General features: G+C 40.2%; 16 protein-coding genes. 10 read left to right on the top strand and 6 right to left on the bottom strand.

The genetic code is table 11. The annotated features are described in order from the left end of the window. Positions 1 to 196: 196 nt before the first annotated feature. The 6 genes from L1999_RS29035 to nspC all read left to right on the top strand — a co-directional run bounded on the left by L1999_RS29035 (position 197) and on the right by nspC (position 7521). Positions 197 to 1540, top strand: coding sequence for an amino acid permease (locus tag L1999_RS29035; protein WP_235741678.1), 1344 nt, complete (start codon positions 197 to 199; stop codon positions 1538 to 1540). A 392-nt stretch (positions 1541 to 1932) separates the two neighbouring features. Further along, entirely contained in the window at positions 1933 to 2946 is a 1014-nt protein-coding gene (locus L1999_RS29040) for an SIS domain-containing protein (RefSeq protein ID WP_235741679.1), read from the top strand. Between the two features lie 67 nt (positions 2947 to 3013). Further along, on the top strand, positions 3014 to 3796 hold the full coding sequence (gene frlD, locus L1999_RS29045; protein ID WP_235741680.1) for a fructoselysine 6-kinase: 783 nt from the start codon (positions 3014 to 3016) through the stop codon (positions 3794 to 3796). A 66-nt stretch (positions 3797 to 3862) separates the two neighbouring features. Beyond that, positions 3863 to 4591, top strand: a complete 729-nt coding sequence (locus L1999_RS29050; RefSeq protein WP_235741681.1) for a GntR family transcriptional regulator — start codon at positions 3863 to 3865, stop codon at positions 4589 to 4591. Between the two features lie 562 nt (positions 4592 to 5153). Further along, positions 5154 to 6392 carry a saccharopine dehydrogenase family protein gene (locus tag L1999_RS29055; RefSeq protein ID WP_235741682.1) on the top strand — a complete coding sequence of 413 codons (1239 nt, stop codon included), beginning with the start codon at positions 5154 to 5156 and terminating at the stop codon, positions 6390 to 6392. Position 6393: 1 nt separating this feature from the next. Next, positions 6394 to 7521: a carboxynorspermidine decarboxylase gene (gene nspC, locus L1999_RS29060; protein WP_235741683.1), complete on the top strand. Its 1128-nt coding sequence runs from the start codon at positions 6394 to 6396 to the stop codon at positions 7519 to 7521. Positions 7522 to 7602: 81 nt separating this feature from the next. On the opposite strand, the gene L1999_RS29065 is transcribed toward nspC, so the two are convergent. Further along, entirely contained in the window at positions 7603 to 8832 is a 1230-nt protein-coding gene (locus tag L1999_RS29065; RefSeq protein ID WP_235741684.1) for an AraC family transcriptional regulator, read from the bottom strand. A gap of 152 nt (positions 8833 to 8984) precedes the next feature. Between L1999_RS29065 and L1999_RS29070 the strand changes: the two genes are divergently transcribed. Then, positions 8985 to 11285 carry a glycoside hydrolase family 2 protein gene (locus tag L1999_RS29070; RefSeq protein ID WP_235741685.1) on the top strand — a complete coding sequence of 767 codons (2301 nt, stop codon included), beginning with the start codon at positions 8985 to 8987 and terminating at the stop codon, positions 11283 to 11285. Positions 11286 to 11360: 75 nt separating this feature from the next. On the opposite strand, the gene L1999_RS29075 is transcribed toward L1999_RS29070, so the two are convergent. The 3 genes from L1999_RS29075 to nirB all read right to left on the bottom strand — a co-directional run bounded on the left by L1999_RS29075 (position 11361) and on the right by nirB (position 16094). Then, positions 11361 to 11768 (bottom strand): DUF1259 domain-containing protein, encoded by a 408-nt coding sequence (locus L1999_RS29075; RefSeq protein ID WP_235741686.1) that lies wholly within the window; start codon positions 11766 to 11768, stop codon positions 11361 to 11363. An 88-nt stretch (positions 11769 to 11856) separates the two neighbouring features. After that, on the bottom strand, positions 11857 to 14004 hold the full coding sequence (gene nasC, locus L1999_RS29080) for an assimilatory nitrate reductase catalytic subunit NasC (protein WP_235741687.1): 2148 nt from the start codon (positions 14002 to 14004) through the stop codon (positions 11857 to 11859). Next, positions 14001 to 16094 (bottom strand): nitrite reductase large subunit NirB, encoded by a 2094-nt coding sequence (gene nirB, locus L1999_RS29085; RefSeq protein WP_235741688.1) that lies wholly within the window; start codon positions 16092 to 16094, stop codon positions 14001 to 14003. The genes nasC and nirB overlap by 4 nt, the downstream gene beginning before the upstream one ends. 348 nt (positions 16095 to 16442) lie before the next feature. Here nirB and L1999_RS29090 point away from each other — a divergent pair, with 348 nt between their 5' ends. Together L1999_RS29090 and L1999_RS29095 are read left to right on the top strand one after the other, a co-directional pair. Further along, entirely contained in the window at positions 16443 to 17648 is a 1206-nt protein-coding gene (locus L1999_RS29090) for a nitrate/nitrite transporter (RefSeq protein ID WP_235741689.1), read from the top strand. Positions 17649 to 17915: 267 nt separating this feature from the next. After that, entirely contained in the window at positions 17916 to 19298 is a 1383-nt protein-coding gene (locus L1999_RS29095) for a L,D-transpeptidase family protein (protein WP_235741690.1), read from the top strand. A gap of 96 nt (positions 19299 to 19394) precedes the next feature. On the opposite strand, the gene L1999_RS29100 is transcribed toward L1999_RS29095, so the two are convergent. Both L1999_RS29100 and L1999_RS29105 read right to left on the bottom strand, forming a co-directional pair. Further along, positions 19395 to 20234, bottom strand: a complete 840-nt coding sequence (locus tag L1999_RS29100; protein WP_235741691.1) for an aldo/keto reductase — start codon at positions 20232 to 20234, stop codon at positions 19395 to 19397. 40 nt (positions 20235 to 20274) lie between these two features. Next, positions 20275 to 21123 carry an NAD-dependent epimerase/dehydratase family protein gene (locus L1999_RS29105; protein WP_235741692.1) on the bottom strand — a complete coding sequence of 283 codons (849 nt, stop codon included), beginning with the start codon at positions 21121 to 21123 and terminating at the stop codon, positions 20275 to 20277. A gap of 197 nt (positions 21124 to 21320) precedes the next feature. Between L1999_RS29105 and L1999_RS29110 the strand changes: the two genes are divergently transcribed. Continuing rightward, complete coding sequence (locus tag L1999_RS29110) at positions 21321 to 22310, top strand: glycoside hydrolase family 43 protein (protein WP_235741693.1); 990 nt, start codon at positions 21321 to 21323, stop codon at positions 22308 to 22310. Positions 22311 to 22482: the final 172 nt, after the last annotated feature.

A 22482-nucleotide genomic window follows, 5' to 3' on the forward strand; every position in this document is an offset into this window, starting at 1 on the left:
ATATATTTAAAATTCCCTATTGAAAGTTATGTAATGTTTAATTATAATACAAGACATAACAAATAAAACGTTTTCAAATTAAAAAGGGGCTGATAAATGAGATCTGCGGGATGAACATCACTTGGTACATTCAGTAAATCATTGAAAAAAGTAAAGGAATTGGGAATCTTAGAATCTGGATTTGGAGGAACTCTTAATGAGTAATGGCACTCTTACAAGAAAACTGGGTTTTTGGTCTGCTCTAGCGATTGCGGTTGGAACTACTGTTGGGTCAGGTATCTTTGTCTCATCCGGTGATGTTGCAAAAGCAGCAGGAACTCCATCTATTTCAATTTTAGCCTGGATTATCGGCGGCCTGATCGCCATACCGCAAGTAATGGTATTAGCAGAGTTATCCACTGCTTATCCTGAAAATGGAAGCGGTTACGTATATCTGAATAAAGCCGGTTGGAGACCTCTTGCGTTTCTATACGGTTGGGCGACGTTCTGGGCGTTAGATCCCCCTTCCATTTCTATTATGGCTTTAGCAATTGTTTCTTACCTTGCTAGCTTTTTTCCTTTCTTTTCTGGTATAGCCGGTAAGTTGCTAGGGGTTGCGATCATCTTAGTCATTACCTCCATCCATTATCGAAGTGTAAAAGAAGGTGGACTATTCCAAGTTATTATTACTGCTGTTAAGATCATTCCTTTTATTATTGTCATTGTTTTAGGGTTGATGTATATGAAAGCTGGTAATTTTTCATATGTACCTGCGCATGGAGCTGTAAAAACAAGTTTAATCGGAGGCGTATCCGCAACTACTTGGGCTTACACAGGGATGGCAGCGATTTGCTTTATGGCTGGCGAATTTAAAAACCCTGGAAAAATACTCCCACGTGCACTCATTAGCTCGGTATTCATTGTACTAGCTTTGTACACCTTGCTGGCCATTTGTGTCATCGGCTTAATGCCGTTTGATAAATTAATTCATTCAAATGCTGCTGTTTCAGAGGCAGTGAGTTATATTCCAGGTCTTTCTCACATTGCTTCTTCCTTTGTCGCAATTACTGCCATTATTGTTATTCTCGGATCATTAAGCTCTTGTATTATGTTTCAACCTCGTTTGGAATATGCGATGGCAAAAGATGGCCTATTTTTTCAACGGTTTGCTAAGGTCCATCCAAAATATGAAACTCCTAGTTTTTCAATTATTATTCAGGTTACGTATGCTTGTATTCTCGTGTTTATGAGTAATTTAACAGCCCTACTTGGGTACTTCACACTCATTCAGCTTGTTATTAATATTTTGGACTTTGCTGCTGTATACAAATGCCGTAAACGGGCTGATTATAACCCAATCTATCGTATGCCAATGTGGAAATTAACTACTATTTTAGCCATCCTTGGTGCTTCATGGCTTGCTTGGGGAACCTTCACTTGGGCTCCTTGGCAAGGTATGATTGCAGCGTTTATTGTGATTGCAACCGGACTTCCTGTTTACTATTACTGGAATAAAAGGTATGGGTCCGCAAGTAGCAAGGGCAATGATGTAGTGGCATGACTTGATTAATAGGAAGTTAGATCCAAATACTAACTTCCTATTTTTGGGGCTGTGTTAATCTTGAATGTTGATTTCCGCTCCAGGCGGCTTCGCTTTCCGCGGGCGTGCCGGGGAGCCTCCTCGGCGCACTTGCGCCTGTGGGGTCTCCCCTAGCCCGTACTCCCGCAGGACTTTGGATTTGCATCCTTGAATCCGCCCACGCACGAAGGAAATGCGATAGCATTTTCGAGGAGTCTTCGCCGCCTTCCGCTCCAATCAACTTGCTAAAAATCAACAATTGCCTTTAACACAGCCATTTTTTCAAATACACATTGCACATTTTGTTGTAACTGGTTATAATACAAGACATAACAAATAAGATTTTTCCACCATATAAAAGGAGGACCAAGTCCATGTTGAAATTTGATGAAGAATTATTCCTTACGCTAGTTGAAAAAGAGGGCCTTGCATTTAGAGGGGAAATTGAAAGTTTTGTTGATGAAATTTGCCAAAAAGGCTACAAGAACATTTTCCTAATCGGTGCAGGCGGAACCATTGCCATGATGTATCCTTATGAATATATTCTAAAATCAAACTCTACGATTGACGTTCATGCAGAAATTGCAGCGGAGTTTATGGTTATGAACCATAAGCATTTTAGTAAAGATTCCGTTTGTATCTTTACCTCTGTTTCTGGAACAACGAAGGAGACCCTTGCCGCTGCCGAGTATTGTAAAGAAAAAGGAGCGACAACCATTGCTTTAGTCGCAGAACCGTATACACCATTAACAAAAATGGTCGACTACTGTATCACTACAGGTTCAGAAAAACACTCTTTTGATACTTTTTATCTGCTTCTCTACATGGTTATCTTCCGATTTATGTATAACCATGATGAATTTCCTCAATATGAGCAATTTACGAAGGAAGTTAATTTACTCCCACGTGCCATTCTGAATGCTGTTAAATCTTTTGATCGACAAGCAGAAGAATTTGCAATCAAACATAAAGATACAGATTATCATATGATGGTGGGTTCCGGTAATTTATGGGGAAATACTTATTGCTATGCGATGTGTGTTTTAGAGGAAATGCAATGGATCCATGCTAAATCCATTCATGCTGCTGAGTTTTTCCACGGTACGCTTGAACTTGTCGTCGAGGATACAAGTGTAATTTTACTTAAGGGGGAAGATGAAACAAGGCCTCTTATCGATCGTGTAGAAAGATTTGTTGAAAGTATAACCAAGAATGTAACGATTATTGATACAAAAGATTTCGAGATGGAAGGGATCAGCGAGGAATTTCGAAAACACTTTGCTGTCAGCATTAATTGGTCCGTTTTAAGCAGGATCAGTGTTTATCTTGAGCGTGAACGGAACCATTCGTTAGAGCTTAGAAGATACTATCGCCAAATGGAATATTAGAAATGATGAATGAGCACTACTCGTAGTGCTCGTTTCTTCTTAAAAAAGGAAAAGTGGGGATATAACAATGAAAATAGCTGCTGTCGGAGATAACTGCATGGATGTTTATCTAGCAAACGGGAAGGCCTATCCTGGAGGAAATCCCGTCAATGTTGCTGTCTATTTAAAAGGCTTAGGTGCTGAATCGTCCTATATTGGCTGGGTTGGGTCTGATTCATACGGTAATGAAATGATTCGTGCAATTCAACTCAAGGGTGTAGATACCACTCATCTTTCTCAAAAGGAAGGTAAAACAGCGGTCACCTATGTTGAATTAGTTGACAATGATCGCAACTTTGGAGAATACGTTGAAGGTGTAATGGCTGACTTTACCTTAACCCCGGAAGAAATTATTTTTATCGGAACACACAAATGCGTACATGCTGGAATTTGGGGACATGTGGAGCACTATTATCCTGCATTTAAAGAAATGGGGCTGCTTACTTCATTTGATTTTTCAAACCAATTAGATGATCCCCTTGTAAAAACCTTACCACCGTTTGTCGATTATGCCTTTTTTTCCTATACAGAAGATGATGCCTATATACGTCAGTATTTAGAGGAAATTATAAGCCTTGGTTCAAAAGTTGCTGTGGCAACATTAGGCGAAAATGGTTCTCTTGCCTATGATGGGCAGCAATATTACCAATATGGTGTGATAGAAGAGAATGTAGTTGATACAATGGGAGCAGGAGACTCTTTTATTTCAGGTTTTATTTATGGAATATTGAAAGGCTGTACCATTAACGAATGCTTACAGTTCGGTACGGAAACAGCTGCAAAAACGATTCAATATTTCGGTGCATGGTGACTAGGACTAGGCTATAGATGTATAATAGATAGTAAAATTTATTGTTTGATAAGGATGAAGCAGGTAATGAATTTAAATCCTTCTACCCCCCAGCCACTCTATATGCAAATAAGGCAAATGTTGAAAAATGATATCCAGCAAGGTAAGTATAAACCAGATGAACAAATCCCAACTGAAGCTGAACTTTGTGAAATTTACAATGTAAGCCGGATTACCATCCGAAAGGCAATTGAGGAATTGGTGAAGGATGGTACATTAACACGTATTCCACGGAGAGGAACGTATGTTACCTCAAAAAAGTTTCATAACGAGTTAATATCTGTAAGCGGATTCTCAGAGTTCAGTCATCAGCTTGGCATGACCCCTAATTCTCGAATTTTAAAAAGTGAGGTCATACCTGCAACTGAGGAAATTGCAGAATATCTTAAAATTGAGGAAGGAAGCCCCATTTTGGAACTTGAGCGGCTAATGTATGTAAATGATCGCCCTCTGTTTTATGATATTGCCCATTTCTCGTTAATTCGATTCCCAGATTTAGAAAAGAAAATTGTTGGAAATGAATCAACCTATAAAATTCTTTTGAACGATTACCAAACGGAAATTGTCAGTAATGACAAAATTATTGATGTTATCGGTGCTACAAAAGATTATGCTAAATGGTTGGAATGCGATATTGGGGCTAATCTTTTTAAAATTTTAAAGATCTCATTCAATGCAGCTGATGAACCTGTCCATCTCTCTACCTTTATGTGTGAAACAAACAAGGTTAAACTTACGGTTCATCGGGCAAAATAGCTCATGTAAGTTTGGTGAAACCTTTTTTATATATTTTTTTAAAATTTCCTCTTGCAATTATTTTTATATACTGCTAACATGAAGTAGCATGATTTTGGAAAGCAAATATTTAAATATATCTGGATCTTTCCAAGCAGATAACCTTGACCACTTCTTTGGAAGTTAAGGCCATACGGACAGCCGGGTCAACTGCCGATTGGCAACTTTGGTTGCCTTATTGATTGAGTTAAAAGCTCAAATTTTATAAGTTGGTTACTTTACAACCAGTGCACATGCACACAACTTGTGAAACGGTCAATAAGAGTGGTAAAAGTGATTATTTGCTATATAGACTCTGATCCTAAAATGATATATGTTAAATATTAAAAAGCTTTCTGCCAAAATGTTTGATGACTTGGTAGAGTATAGATATGACCTTTTGTCATGGATATACTTGATTTTTAATATTGAATATATCAAAGCAAGTGTTGTGCGCAATTAATTCCTGCGTTTTGCACTTGCTTTTTTTGTTGTTACGGAATTTAGTTGTGCTAAAAAATTTATTAGGTTAGGAGATAGGAAAATGGGAAAAGCGCTTATTATCGGGGCTGGCGGCGTAGCATCTGTTGCCATCCACAAATGTGTTCAAAACAGCGAAGTATTTGAAGAGATTTGTATCGCAAGCCGTACAAAATCAAAATGTGATGAATTAAAGGCCAAACTTGATGGCGGCAAAACAAAAATTACAACTGCACAAGTGAATGCAGATAATGTAGATGAGTTAATCGCGTTAATTAATGAAGTAAAACCAGATATCGTCATGAACTTAGCATTACCGTATCAAGATTTAACGATTATGGATGCTTGCCTTGCAACAAAGACACACTATATGGATACAGCAAACTATGAGCCAGAAGATACTGCAAAATTCGAATACAAATGGCAGTGGGATTACCGCGAGCGCTTTGAAAAAGCTGGCATTACAGCACTATTAGGCAGCGGCTTTGACCCCGGTGTAACAGGCGTATTCTCTGCTTACGCTCTAAAACATTATTTTGATGAAATTGAATATATCGATATTCTTGACTGTAACGGCGGCGACCATGGTTACCCTTTCGCTACAAACTTCAACCCTGAAATCAATATTCGTGAAGTTTCTGCTAATGGACGTTACTGGGAAAATGGCGAATGGATTGAAACAGAGCCAATGGAAATCAAGCGTGTTTATGACTTTGCTGAAGTTGGCCAAAAAGATATGTATTTGCTTTATCATGAAGAGCTTGAATCTCTTGCTCAGAACATCCCAGGAATTAAGCGAATCCGTTTCTTCATGACATTCGGCCAAAGCTACCTTACACACTTAAGAGCTCTTGAAAACGTGGGAATGACTTCAATCGAGCCAATTGAATTTGAAGGAAAGCAAATCATTCCACTTCAATTCCTTAAGGCTGTATTGCCAGACCCTGCTTCTCTTGGACCTCGTACAGTGGGTAAAACAAACATCGGCTGTATTTTCAGAGGGAAAAAAGATGGAAAAGATAAAACTTATTATGTTTACAACGTTTGTGATCACCAAGAGTGCTATAGAGAAGTAGGCTCACAAGCCATCTCTTATACAACTGGTGTTCCTGCGATGATCGGTGCAGCAATGATCCTAACTGGTAAATGGAACAAAGCTGGAGTTTATAATATTGAACAATTTGATCCAGATCCATTCATGGAAGAGTTAAACAAATGGGGACTTCCATGGGTAGAAGACTTTAATCCAGTTCTTGTTGATGATGAGCCAGCTGAGAAAAAAGAAGCGGAGCTAATTAAATAAAATGCGGTTTGAAGATTTACCAACACCATGTTATGTCGTAGACGAAAGTCTTGTTGAAAAAAACCTGAAAATCCTGAACGGTGTGATTGAGCGTACAGGTGCTAAGATTGTTTTGGCCCAGAAGGCATTTTCTATGACAACAATGTATCCCCTCATTGGAAAGTATTTAAGTGGTACCACAGCAAGCGGATTATTCGAAGCACGTCTTGGTTACGAGGAAATGGGCAAAGAAAATCATGTCTTTGCCCCTGCCTATCGTGACGATGAAATAGATGAAATTATCTCAATTTGTGATCATATTATCTTTAATTCCTTCTCACAGTTAGAAAAATTTAAAGATAAGGCTTTAAAAGCTGGCAGAAAAGTGGGCTTACGAATCAATCCGGAATGCTCTACGCAAATTGGACATGCCATTTACGATCCATGTTCTCCAGGTTCCAGATTTGGTGTTATTAGAGACCATTTTCGCCCTGAGCTGCTTGAGGGTGTATCCGGTCTTCACTTTCACACCCTTTGCCAGCAAAACTCTGACGATTTAGAAACCACTCTAAATGCAGTGGAAGAACGATTCGGAGAGTGGCTTCCGCAAATGGAATGGATCAATTTCGGCGGCGGTCATCATATTACAAGAGAAGATTACGATATCCCTCGACTTGAGGCTTGTATTAAGAGAATGCAAGATAAATATGGATTAGAGGTATATCTTGAGCCAGGAGAGGCCGTTGCTCTTAATGCCGGTTATCTCATTACCTCTGTGCTGGATTTACATCAAAACCGAATGGATATCGCTATTCTTGACACATCTGCAACCTGCCATATGCCGGATGTCTTGGAAATGCCTTACCGTCCGCCACTAGTTGGATCAGGTGAAGCAGGCGAAAAACCATACACATATCGACTTGGCGGGCAAACTTGCTTAACAGGCGATGTCATCGGTGATTACTCCTTTGATGAGCCCTTAAAGAGCGGGGACCGATTAGTCTTTGGCGACATGGCCATCTATACGATGGTAAAAAACACAACCTTTAACGGTATGCCATTACCAGCAATCGCCGTACAAAAACCAGATGGCGATTGTGAAATCGTTCGCGAATTTGGCTATCAAGACTTTAAAATGAGATTAGCTTAATAGATTAGAAGCAAGGGGACGGTTCTCTTGCTTCTATTTCATAAGCAAAAGCATACGCAGAGAGACGGTTCCTCGCTTCATTCATTGGAAGCAAGAGAACCGTCCCTCTGTTTTTTTATATTCCGAAGGGGTTTGTCCCGTGACTTTCTTAAATACTCTCGTAAAATAATTCAAATCATTGTATCCGACGATTAAGGCGATATCTGTAACTGCTGCGGTTCCGGTTTGTAGATGGAGCATAGCTTCCTCGACTCTTTTTTGATTTACGTAGTCAATGATACTTTTGCCTGTATCCTGCTTAAATTTGCGGGATAAGTGAGAAGGATGGACATGGATGCTGGCTGCAATTTCTTTAAGGGTTAATGTCTGCCCAAGATTTGAATGGATATAATCGACTGCCTTTCTTACAATCATGCTGAAATCCTTATTTGAGTATTTCTGAACGAGACCGCAATATTCGTTTATCATATCGAATGCTAATATTTTTAAGTATGGAAGATTTGGGGCTCTTTCAATAAGAATCGCAAATTTTTCTGACACATAGTGGACAACAAGGGGCTGCAGGCCGCCCTTTTCAGCTGAAATCCGGCATATGGTATTTAAGACAAAAAGTAGGTTTTTAGCCGAACGAAAGGGACTCTCGGGAATACGGTCTGAAAAGTCCATCATCCCCTTAACTTCCTTTGATAACTTGCCGATTTCCTCCATATCACCTTTTTCTATCGCCCTCATTAATTCTTTTTCTGCTTTATATCGCTCCTCAATCAAATTTTTATCTTCTTCGTAAAGGACTTTTTCAACCTTTTCCGCTGACTTACGAACTTCCGTGTTCACTAATTTACCCTCAATATAGGAATGTTGACACATGTTAACCAGCAGGTCCCCCAGATAGGTAGATTTGTTACTGCCAATAATTGAAAGTGATTGATAATAATCTTGAAGCTGTTTCCGCTCACTAATTGGGAATTTATGTGTTGAGATAAGGTCACTAATCAGCTCATTAGAAGGAATACTAGATAAAAATGGGCCCAAAACAATAAATCCCTGATAGTGATTATTACTCCAAATCCCGGCTGCTAAGTATTCAAGCCCAATGCTATTTATATAATGAAAATACTGTTCGTTCTCTGCTTTCATCAACTTTTCATTCATGGTTTGCTCATCATTAGCGAAGGGTTGCAGGAGCAAGGGTGTTTGAATTTGCGATTTTTGAAAGATGATCTTGCCTTCGCGGCCCACAATCTTTACATCTAAATAAGTAATCGAATGAAGGAGCTTTCCTTTTTTAGTGATTTCTATCGATAGACTCATCTTTCTTTTCCTCCCTAATCTATTTCTACTATTAAAACCTTTCAAAAGAAAAAATGCAATATTTATGCTAATAAGGTCAAATTTGTATGATTATCTATCGAAAGCGTATACTATAATGAATTTGGTTGAAACGATATTTAGGAGGAAGCAAAATGAGAAAGGTCTTAAATATTAATGCTAATTGGAAATTTATTAGACAAGATGAAGAGAATGCAAGTGCAGTAAACGTTAATACAGATAATTGGCAGGAAGTTCAGGTTCCTCACACCTGGAATGCCATCGATGGTGCCAATGGCTTTGATTATTATAAAGGTGCCTGCTGGTATCGAAAAGAATTTTTAGTAGATGCATTAGAACAAGGAAATAGAGTATATATTGAGTTTAATGGCTCTAATAGTATTACGGATGTATATGTGAATGGACAACATCTTGGACAACATCGCGGCGGTTACTCAATTTTCCGCTTTGACATTACAAATGTCGTCGAGTTTGGAAAAAAGAATACCCTCTCCGTCAAAGTTGATAATACCGTTGTTGATGATGTGTATCCACAGATGGCCGATTTCACTTTCTATGGCGGGCTTTATCGCGATGTCAATCTTGTGATTGCGAATTCAATTCACTTTGATTTACTCGATTATGGTTCCAAAGGTGTCTATATTGTTCAAGAGAATGTTTCAAATGAGAGTGCTGCTTTAACCATCAAATCTAGGGTCGTCAATGACCTTGATGTTGAAAAAAAAGTAAGAGTTTGGGCAGATATCTTAGATGCTAATGGTAAAAATGTAGCCTACGGGGCCATGGAAGTTTTTCTAGCAGCAGGTGAAACAACAGAAGTAGCGATTCCTGTTATGATTGAAAACCCTACCTTATGGAATGGAAGAAAGAACTCCTATCTTTATGAAACGAAGATCTCATTGGTCAGCTTTAACGATACTGTTGATGAACTAAACATCCCATTTGGAGTCAGATACTTCCACGTTGACCCGGAGAAAGGTTTCTTTTTAAATGGAGAATCACTTCGATTAAATGGTGTATCTAGACACCAAGACCGCAAAGACATGGGCTGGGCGATTACGAAAAAAGAACACCTAGAAGATATGGAACTAATTAAAGAGGTCGGCGCCACATCAATCCGTTTAGCCCACTATCAGCATGATCAGTACTTCTATGAACTTTGTGATCAGGAGGGCATGGTCATTTGGGCTGAGATTCCCTTTATCTCGGTTATGTCAAAACATGAGTTAGAAGGAATCAATGCCAAGCAGCAAATGACTGAATTAATTCGTCAAAACTTCAACCATCCATCGATTATGTTCTGGGGTATCCAAAATGAAATTCAAATCAGCGGAGAACGCCCAGAGCTGAGAAGACTTGTCAATGAATTAAATGAGCTCACGAAAAAAGAAGATCCCACTCGTTTAACGACCATGGCAAATGTGATGTTTGTACCTGATAAGGATGAATACAATTATGTGACGGATGTTGTCGGGTATAATAAGTATTACGGCTGGTATCAAGGAAAAGCGGAGGATTTCGCTGATTGGCTAGACGGTTTCCATCAAACCAACCCGCAAGTGCCTCTAGGCATTTCTGAATACGGGGCAGAAGGAATCCTGCAATATCACACCAATACTCCACAGGTAAAGGATTATTCAGAGGAATATCATGCTCTTTATCATGAAATAGTATGGGGAATCTTCTCAAAACGTCCATACCTATGGTCAACGTATGTGTGGAATATGTTTGATTTTGGGGCCAATATTCGCGACGAAGGCGGCGTACAGGGCAGAAACAACAAAGGGTTGATCACCTATGACCGCAGAATTAAGAAAGATGCCTTCTACATGTATAAAGCCAACTGGTCTGATGAGAAATTTGTTCATATCACGAGCAAGCGCTACATTGACAGAGCAGAAGAGCAAATTACCATCAAGGTTTATTCAAACTGTGATGAACTAACTCTGTATGCAAATGGCAAAGAGCTTGAAACGAAAACAAGTGACAATCATGTATTTGTTTTTGAAAACGTGGGGTTAGCAGAAGGAATCACTGAAATCAAGGTTACTTCTAACCAAGACGGCATGACTCTTGAGGATACAGCTCGATTCACGAAAACAGCAGAGCCAAATTCAAGCTATGAAGCTCCCGAAGAAGATACAGGCGGAGTGGTCGGAAACTGGTTCCAAATGCCGGAAATGGAAGATGTCGAGATAGAAGAAATTAACATCACCGATGATGTCTACTCTACTCGTGATACCTTCAAGGCGTTAATGGAAAATGAAGAAACAAAGGCAATCCTAGAAAAATACTTAGGTAACTTCACTGAACATCCAATGTACGGAATGGCAGCAGGAATGCAAGTCGACTTCATCGCCTCCATGGCACCCGAACAATTTACCGAGAAAATGATGTTCACCTTAAATAAAGAATTAACGAAAGTAAAGAAATAAACACAGGGACGGTTCTCCTGCTTCTTTTGAAGCAGGAGAACCGTCCCTTTGCTTATCTTTAAATGGTGCTGCTCTCTATTCTTGAATCGGGTAGCTGATTAAAGTTGTAAATGCCTTTGCCACTTTCCTAGCAAAAACAAGGGGCGGCTCCACCGATTGTATATGAATGTACATCAGATGTGGTTGTGTATAGATCCAGTGATTATGCAGTGCTCCCACAATGAGCCCTTGTTCCACACTGGATTTCATGAATCCTGGAATCTCCTCTTCAAGTAATGTTATTTCTCCCAAGTTTAAGGCATTCCCATTCACATCCAAAGACTCAAATGAGATCCCTACTGGTAAAATGGAATGACTAGGACGTCCTTGAATAAGTACATTAAAACTGCGCTTTAGCGAAACAGAACAGCCATTTTGCTGCAGCTTGGCTTTTCCATTTAGGATTTGGGCAAATTGTTCTCCTAGCTGCTTGATGTTATTCACTTAATGCCCCCCCTTCCTTTACACATCTAAGTCTATGTTTAGACAGGGTTATTAAGTACTCAATGGACATCGTTTTCAACGTATGAAATCAGATATTCACATCATTTACTGGTTTTACCTTAACAGCGCTTAATTTAAAACCAGGCATCCTGCAGACAGGGTCCAGTTCTTCTCCGACAAGATAATTCACATTTTGGGAGTCTGCCCAATGAAATGGAACAAAGATGGTATCCGGACGAATCTCCTCCGTGTATTTGCTTCGAACCATTATACTGCCTCTTCGAGATTCAATTTTAACTAAGGATTGGTCTACAATTTGGTATTTCCTAGCCGTAGTCGGATGAATTTCCATATAAGATTCAATATTTCTAGCAGCTAACGCAGGACTTCTCCTTGTTTGAACTCCCGTTAAGTAATGAGACATGACTCTTCCTGTTGTCAAATACAAGGGATACTCGCTGCACACCTCTTCCTTTGGAACAACAGATCTGTTGGGGACTATAGTCATCACAGCCTTGCCATCAGGATGAGCAAAGGACGTTTCAAACAGCCTCATGGTCCCTTTATGATCAGGATCAGGACATGGCCACAAAATGCCGCCTTCCTTTCGCAGCCTTTCATAGGTAATCCCGTAATAATCCGCGATTCCCCCTCGACTCGCCAATCGCAATTCATTAAAAATTTCTTCAGCAGATGAAAAAGAAAAGTACTTTTCTTTCCCCATCACTCGGGCAATCTCCACAATGATTTGCCAGTCATGCTTCACTTCACCCGGGCATGGGCAGCTCGCTTCCCGTAATGTTACCCTGCCCTCCACATTCGTCATGGTCCCTGCATCCTCTAAGTAGGAGGAAGCGGGCAGAATGAGATCCGCTAGTTTAGCTGTCTCTGAAATAAATAAATCGACCGCGACAAGAAATTTTAACTTTTTTAATGCATTCTTAACAAATTGAGCATTTGGATTGGAGACAACTGGATTGGAGCACATTAAAAACATCCCCGTAATTTCTCCCTCATTGATTTTCTCCATCATATCATAGGCCGAGACGCCTTTTCCGGGTAGATCCTCTGGATGGATTCCCCAAACATTCGCTATATGTGTTCGATGTGCTTCGTTTTCAATCAACCGGTACCCTGGAAGCTGGTCAGCTTTTTGGCCATGCTCCCTCGCCCCTTGACCGTTCCCTTGTCCGGTAATCGCCCCAAAACCGCAATGCAGCTTGCCCAGCTTGCCAGTAGCTAAAAGGAGATTGAGGAAGTTACGGACAGCAGCCGAACCATCTGTTTGCTGCTCGACTCCTCTCGCAGTAAAAATCATTCCTGTTTCTTCTTTGCCAAACGTAATGGCTGCTTTGCGAATTTGATTTATCGGAACTCCTGTAATTTCTTCGATTTCCGCTAACTTTATTGACCTTACATACTCTTTAACCTCATCAAAACCATTCACACGTTCTTGAATAAATCGTTCATCCGTGTAATTTTCTTCGATGATCACCTTCAACAGCCCGTTTGCTAATGCTGCATCAGTTCCCGGCTTCACTTTTAAATGTAAGTCTGCCAGTTTCGTAGTCGATGTTTCCCGGGGATCAATCGCAATAATAAATGCCCCATTTTCTTTTGCTTTTTCAAAATAGGGCAAAATTGTTGGCTGGCATTCCGCAATATTCGTTCCGGCTAAAATAATGCATCGGGTATAGGGAATTTCAGCAAGACTATTGGTCAATCCTCTGTCCATCCCGAAGGTTTGACTGGCGGCTGAAGCAGCGGCCGACATACATAATCGGCCATTATAATCGATATACTTCGTCTTTAAAGCCACTCGGGCAAATTTACCAAGTAAATACGCTTCTTCGTTCGTAATCGATGCACTCCCATACACAGCTAAGGCATTAAGTCCGTCTTCGTCTTGTATTCTAGTAAACTGATCTTTAATCTGTTCCAATGCCTGTTCCCACGTAATTCGAACAAATTCTCCATTTACTTTTAACATTGGAAATTTTAATCGTTCCTTATGAAACGCATGTTGGTAGGCATTCAGGCCTTTGACGCATACACGGCCATGGGTGGTTGGATTATCTATTCCAACCGTTTTATATTGCTTCCTTGAAACAATTGACTGTTCAATCAATTGCATCTTACACTGCATACTACAAAAGGGACATTGTGTATCATATATTTTTTCCGCTTGTACTTCCTTTTGCTTTTTACGGAAATACTTTAACATCAATTCCGTCACAATTCCTCACCTTTTCCTACTGATAGTTCTTCATCTAAGCGCTCTACTAATTCCTGGCGAAGCTCTTGGTCGAACAATACTTCCCTGACATGAATTAAGCCCATTCTTTCAAGCCACTGCCCTATTTGCTCCTGGTAATGAGCTGATTCCCGATAATATTGAATCAGCCCTCTAATGATTTGGACAGCTTCTTTATCAGTCGGGACGACCGCCAATAATTCTCCTGCTTGAATCATTCTCCCGCTGCTGCCTCCCGCATAAATTTCCCAGCCTAATCCCGTTCTAATGACGCCAATATCTTTTATTGTAGAGTCTGCTCCGTTATGCATACAGGTGGAGACACCTATCTTTAACAGGCAGGGCACAGCTAGAAACTCTAATCCCTTTTTAAAGGCAGCCGCTAATTTCAGGGATCGCTGTTTATCACATTGGCAATTGTATTCCTCTATGCACATGATGATCCTGTCAATGCCTTGTTCTCTGTCATATTCCGGATAAATCATCCCTAGGTAATAATTGATTGCAGGACGACAAATGCTGCAGCCATTGTTGGTATTCCAATTCAGCTTCTCTATTGCTTCTATCAAGGTAGTGATGCCGAGCTGCAGCAGCTCTTGTACGACTTCATCCTCTGTTAGGGAGGTACAGGAGCACATCGATTTTTGTTTGCTGACTTCAGTACACTCATCGCTCTTTAGATAGGCAACTAGTTCCGTAACTACCGATTTACAGCCACCGCAGGAGCCAGATGCTTTCGTGCATTTTTTCACCTGGTCAACGGTGGTCAATCCTTTTTGTTGAACTGCTTCCACTATCGCTCCCTTTGTCACCCCATTACAGTTACAAACTAGTTCGCTAAAAGGCATGTCAGCAACTGAATAACCGGTCTCACTTGCTGATTGTAATAAAGCTGTTTTTTCAAGGTCAGACACTTCCTGCTGGCTGACGATCATATCGAGTAATTTCGGCCGTTCCCTTGTATCTCCAAAAAGAACAGCCCCAATCAATTTATGATCTTGAAAGACCAATTTTTTATAGATTCGATTGACCTCATCGTATAGTTTAATGGACTTCGACAAGGTGTCTTCATGGAACTTTCCTGCAGAAAACACCTCTATCCCTGAAATCTTTAATTGTGTAGAAAGAACAGAGCCCGTATAGCCTTGGTTGTCGACGCCGCAGATATGTTTGGCTGCTATTTTCCCTTGTTCATATAGAGGCTTTACAAGTCCATAAACACGGCCGCGATGTTCGACGCATTCTCCGACAGCGTAAACATTCTCTGCGCTTGTTTGTAAAAAATCATTCACAAGGATGGCTCGATTCGTTTCAATTCCACTTTCTCTGGCTAATTGGACATTCGGTCTAACCCCAGCTGCCATTACCACCAAATCCGTATCAATCATGGTCCCGTCTTTAAAAACCAGCCCTTCTGCCCGGTTATCCCCGATAATTTCCTGCGTGTGTTTTTCAAAAAGAAACTTCATTCCTTGATTCTCCAAATCAACTTGAAGCATCCTCGCTGCGGTATGATCTAATTGTCGTTCTAATAAATAACTGCCAATGTGGACCACACTTACATCCATTCCAAGGTTGAGGAGCCCTATTGCTGCTTCGAGCCCTAGCAAACCTCCGCCAATGACCGCTGCTTTTTTAAAATGCTTCGCTGTTGTCATGATTGTCTGACAGTCTTCTATCGTGCGGAAGGCCGTAACCCCTTTTTTATCCGCACCTGGAATAGAAGGAAGAAAGGGAATCGATCCAGTCGCTATGATGAGGCGATCGTAGGAAATCTCTTGGCTTTTATCGGTGATTACCACCTGTTTTACCGTGTCAATTTTTACAACTGTTTCCCCTGTAAATAGTTTAATTTGGTGCCTTTCATACCAATTACGATCATTTAGGGTAATCTCCTCAAGGGTTGTGCCGCCTTGCAGCACCGTCGACAAAAGGATCCGATTGTAGTTCACATGTGGCTCACTGCCAAAAATCGTCATATCAAAACCATCGGGACAAATCGTTAGGATCTCCTCCATACAACGTACACCTGCCATCCCGTTGCCTATTAAGACCAGTTTTTGCTTTTTCATAACAAACCTCCAGCATTGTAAGAGTACCTTCCATGTTCATGAATACCGTTTATTATTTCATAAAAGAACGAATTAGAAATCAATCATGTCATATCTCCTAACACAAAAGTTTCTATGTTAGAGGACCTTACATAAATCATGACAAAAAAATACTGGCAGACTATTCTAACAACATGCAAAAAATTAAAAAGCAGGAGGTCCGAAATGAAAAATAAAGTGAATCTGTTCTCATTCATTCTGTTGCTTGGGAAAGTTGTCTTTTCCAAAAAAAACAATGTGGGCTGGTAATAGGAGTCAAGGCGAAGTAATGGATACTGGTTACCGAACTAAAAGGAGGAGAGGTTTTTTATGAAGTTATCAGAGCTAAGAAAAAGTGGTCATACACCGTCATTAGTTGCGTCATTTTTATATTTTGATGTCAGTTTTATGATTTGGGTAATTTTGGGTGCGCTTGGAGTTTTTATTACGAAAGACTTCGGTCTATCTCCCGCACAAAAAGGTTTCATTGTGGGCGTTCCTATTCTAAGTGGTTCCTTCTTCCGCTTAATCCTCGGTCTACTGACAGATCGAATTGGGCCAAAAAAGACAGCCATTATTGGGATGCTTGTCACGATGGTCCCTCTCGTTTGGGCATGGTTATTTGGCACCACATTAACAGAGCTCTATTTAATAGGGATTCTTCTTGGTGTAGCAGGGGCAAGCTTTGCTGCAGCGATTCCAATGGCAAGCCGCTGGTATCCTCCTCATTTACAAGGATTAGCGATGGGGATTGCAGGTGCCGGTAACAGCGGAACCCTGTTCGCCACGCTATTCGGTCCGCGTCTTGCAGAAAAGATTGGCTGGCATAATGTAATTGGGTTAGCGATCATTCCTCTTACGATTGTCTTTATCCTTTATATCGTTATGGCAAAAGATGCACCCCTACAGCCTTCAGCTAAGAAGCCAGTCGGATATTTCACTCTTTTTAAACAGAAGGATACCTGGTATTTCTGCCTGCTTTACAGTGTCACCTTTGGTGGATTTGTAGGGTTATCAAGCTTTTTAAGCATCTTTTTTGTCGACCAATATCAATTATCAAAAGTTAGTGCTGGCGATTTTGTCACTCTGTGTGTGGCAGCCGGAAGTTTTTTCCGCCCTGTGGGCGGGTCGATCGCTGATCGAATTGGCGGTATTCGTCTCTTGACTTTTTTATTTATTGCTGTAGCTCTATGCATGTTCGGTGTAAGTCAGCTTCCACCTCTCCCGCTTGTCACGACGTTATTGTTTTTCGGAATGCTTTTTCTCGGAATGGGAAATGGAGCTGTCTTTCAATTAATACCGCAAAGATTCCAAGCGGAAATAGGCATGGTTACCGGGATTGTAGGAGCAGCCGGGGGAATTGGCGGGTTCTTTGTTCCTAATATCCTCGGCACACTTAAACAAATAACAGGAACCTACACACCAGGTTTTATGGTGTACGCGGGAATTGGTTTAGCTGGTTTGGTGATTGTATTACTTGCTAAGCAATCCTGGCAAAAAGCATGGACATCCAAGGAGGTCTCTAGACAACTATAAGCTGCTGCTATTTTTGGATCGAGCTACTACGATTGCAGGATTCTACTTACCTATTTTTATACCAGTAAACTTAAACAAGCCTATTATTCAGATTAGCGATACTTTGTCCTTCTATTTATCTACATTTTGTAAAAAGATAGACTAACATCTAAGTGAAATTTTGGTATTATCTTGGTATAATTGAAATAGTAATAAATACTCTACTAGATTACTAGATTTTTAATTCGAAATATTAGGAATATTTCAATTATCCTTGAGGTGAAGGTCTTGCATAAAGTTAAAGTCATCATTGGAAGCAGTCTTATTGTCATCATTGCGCTATTATTAGCTGGGATGTACTACCACCAGTCAACCAGGTTCAATGCGCATGTCATGATCAATCACACAAAGGTGGGCGGATTGACTGCTGACAAAGCATTAAAAAAGTTAAAATCCACTGTATTAAAAAACGATGTCTTTATCGAAGGGAATCGAATTTTTGACGGAAAAGATACGAAAATGGAATTTACCAGTAACGATTTACCTAGTGTAAAGAAATTGTTAAAAAGCCAACAGACGTTTTGGCCCTCCTCAAAGGAAAAAAACTTTTCACTGCAGCCAGGAAGTATGGACCAGTATCGCAGTCAAACATTGAAAAAGCTTGTAGAGGCCAAGCTTCTTTCCATGAATAAGAACTTATTAGCTCCGAAAGATGCTGAAGCTCGTTTAGAGCACGGCAAAATTATTGTCTCGAAAAGCGTTGCTGGAAAACAGTATGATGTTGCTCAATTAGTAAAAAATTATCAAAAACAGGAATATACAAGTGAGATCCATTTGAAACCTGAATACTTACAGCCAATCAAAGCGGACAGCCCCATTATAAAAAAAGAAAAGACAGTCCTGCAGGAACTTGTTCAACGAACTGTTGATTATAAAGTGCAGGACAAAGTCTATTCTTTAACAGGCAGTGAGTTAATAAAAAATGCGTCGGTGACAAAAGAGATGCAAGTCATAATTGAATCAGATGGGATAAAAGATAAGCTGAATGAAATTAATGATTCCCAATCCACATTAAATAAAAATTTTCATTTTAAAACCCATTCAGGTTCTGTGATAACAGTTAAAGGGCAATCTTATGGCTGGGCCATAAATGTCACCAAAGAAACGAAGCGGGTACAGGAAGCCTTTGAAACCGGGAAAAAGTCACTTGAAGCAGACCATATTTATGGAGTTGGCTGGAGTACTTACGGTACAGGCTATAATGCTAAAAGCAATGATGGCATTGGTCATACTTATGCTGAAGTGTCCATTGCTGAACAGCGTATTTGGCTTTATAAGAATGGGAAATTAACCTTTACCACCAATGTGGTTACCGGCAGACATAATACCCATGAAGATACACCGACAGGAGTATGGTATGTTATGTATAAAGAAACGCCATCCATCCTTCAGGGAAGTGAAGTGGGGAATGCAAATTATTCTGTTAAGGTTCAATATTGGGCACCATTTACCCTTAGTGGATGCGGGTTCCATGATGCCAGCTGGCGAAGAAACTGGGCAAGCGCTGCTTACCTAACCGCAGGATCCGGCGGCTGTGTCAACACTCCATCTAATGTGATGAAGGTTGTGTATGACAATCTTAGTAAAAATGAACCGGTTGTCGTTTACTAAACGTCAGTCATCCTATTGTGTTAGCCATTAAAGCTGAAAAGGCAGGAAATCGTTCGGGACGATTTCCTGCCTTTTTTGATAAGGTATCTATTACTTTTATACTCTACTAAACTCATCAGGATCCGCAAACATACGCTTATCCTGATTCAAAGCGTTTATTTTATCCATATCCTCTTGTGAAAGTTCGAAATCGAAGACATCCGCATTTTCAGCAATTCGGTGAGGTTTAACTGACTTTGGAATAGTGATTACTCCAGTTTGAATATCCCAGCGAATAATGACTTGAGCCGTGGATTTACCATACTTTTTGGCAATTTCAACTAACACAGGCTCGTCTAGAAGCCCCCCTTGCATTAAAGGTGACCACGCTTCAAGCTGTATTTCATTTTTCTTACAAAAATCATGTAATTCTCTTTGATTAAACCGTGGATGGTATTCTACCTGATTAACCATTGGTTTAATTTCACAGTTAGTCAGAATATCTTGAAGGTGATGGACTTTAAAGTTACTTACTCCAATGGCACGGACACGTCCATCTTTATAGAGTTTCTCAAGCGCTCTCCATGTATCCACGTATTTTCCATGGGATGGAAGCGGCCAGTGAATGAGAAGAAGGTCTAAATAATCTAACCCTAGCTTTTTCATACTTACATCAAATGCCTTTAATGTCTCTTCATATCCTTGATCAGCATTCCAAACCTTTGTGGTAATAAAGAGCTCCTCACGGGGAACGTTTGATTCAGCAATGGCCTTGCCAACACCTTCTTCATTTTTATAAATTGCTGCTGTGTCAATACTTCGGTAGCCAGCCTCAAGAGCTGCTTTAACGGAATTGACCACTTCTTCTCCGTCACTTACTTGAAAAACACCTATTCCTACCCATGGCATTTTGACACCATTATGTAATGTCACCGTACTTTTTAGACTAGTAATCATAGATCTTCTCTCCTTCACAAACTATTAATATTTTCGAATACTAAAGCTTCACGTAATCTCTCCACTGATGAACAGGCTGCCAATTTAACAATTTTTTTGCTTTTTCATTATTTAGCAATGGTGCAAAACCTGTTAAATCCTTACGGAAATCCTTAACATCTGGATAGCAAATTTCCATTAATTGTTTGCTTTCAATGTCCATACTGGTTTCATCCGCACCAATATTAAGAGCAACTGAACCGAGTCCGTCTGTCTCAATGGCCAACCGGTACGCAGTCGCAGCATCTCTTGTATCAATATAACTCCAAAGAATGGTTTTTCGTTGTTCAGGGTCATGAATAAATCCAGGAAAATTTTTATACATTTCTGGAGAAATGACATTTCCTAATCTGAATGACACCACTTGCATGCCTGTTCTTCGGTGAATCATATCGGCTGTTTTTTCATTCACAATCTTGGATAATCCATAGCTTTCTTCCGGCAATTGTGGATGTTCCTCATCGATCGGTACGTATTGAGGCTGCAGATTCTGCTTTGAAAAACAAATACCATAGGACGACTCACTTGAAGAAATGACAGCCTTTTTAATTCCTAAATTCCCTGCGGCTTCTAAAATGTTATAGGTGGACATGACATTGTTTTGGAAGGTCACTTCATTTGGATGCGAGTAAGCAACTGGGATTGCTGCAAGATGAATGACAGCATCCGCACCAGCTAATACTCCATATACCTCCCCTAGTTTCGTTAAATCTGTAATAACCGTCCGACAAAGCTGTTCTTTAGGGTATTTCATGTCGGCATTGACAACCTCATACCCATGGTCCAGAAATTCTTTTATGACGTCCCGTCCCAGGAGCCCGCTTCCACCTGTTATTACTACTTTTTTCATGCCTACTCCTCCCTTTCTAACAACTCACTATTCAGCGATTGACATTTGTTTGTTGTTTGCATAAACTAAGTATATTATAAAGCGTTTTATTTTCAAGTATTTTGTTTATGATTTGTTCTTTATAAAACGCTTCCCCGCTTGCACTATTATCATGCCTAAAAACTAGTAGAATCTTAAAATAGTAAGGAGATTATAAAATGGCTAAAACCGTAAAACCCAATAAACCTGTAGTGGAACATATCTATACAGCCGATCCTTCAGCCCATGTTTTCGAGGGTAAAATTTATATCTATCCTTCCCATGACCTTAGTCATGAAGGACCTCTAACCCAAGACGGGGAACACTATGCAATGGAAGATTATCATGTTCTCTCGATTGAGGATTTTAACTCTCCTTGTGTAGACCACGGAGAAGTGCTTCACGTGAAGGATGTACCATGGGCAAAGAAACAGTTATGGGCACCCGATGCAGCCTATAAAAACAATAAATATTATTTATTTTTCCCTGCCAAAGATCACAATGATATTTTCAGAATAGGAGTTGCTACTAGCTTACATCCCGCTGGCCCTTTCATACCAGAGGAAAATTACATACCAGGCAGCTTTAGCATTGATCCCGCTGTTTTAGTGGATGATGATCAAAAGGCATATATGTATTTCGGCGGACTGTGGGGCGGACAATTAGAAAAATGGCAAACGGATACTTTTCTTGCTGATGGGGAAGGTCCCGCTGAGTCAGAACCTGCTTTAGGACCGATGATAGCGGAATTAACGGAGGATATGCTGACTTTTAAAGAAAAGCCACAACAGATTTCCATTGTAGATGAAGAAGGGAATCCAATCCTTGCTGGAGATGAGGAAAGGAGATACTTTGAAGGCCCATGGGTCCATAAGTACAACGGAAATTATTATCTCTCTTATTCTACGGGAACTACACATACCATCGCGTATGCTATGAGTAAAAGTCCACAAGGCCCATTTGTTTTTAAAGGGACAATCCTTACTCCAGTAATAGGCTGGACAACCCATCATTCGATTGTGCCATTTGGCGATAAGTGGTATTTATTTTATCATGATAGTTCTTTATCAAATGGAGTAGATCACCAGCGCTGCGTAAAATACACAGAACTAAAGTATAACGAGAATGGGACCATCCAAACAATTGATCCCTATAATGGTAATGAATAAAAATGGGAAAACCCACAAATGAAAATTTTTATGAGTAGTTAAAGGCCATCTCTTAGAGTTGGTCTTTATTACATAATGGGATTGGAGGAAATGAGATTTGATATGCCAATCATGACCGGAGCTAATCGCCCCGGTGCTCCAAAAGAAGAAAAAATCCCAACGGTATGATAAA

The organism is Neobacillus drentensis (assembly GCF_021560175.1).
GTDB classification, from domain to species: Bacteria; Bacillota; Bacilli; order Bacillales; family Cytobacillaceae; genus Neobacillus; species Neobacillus drentensis_A.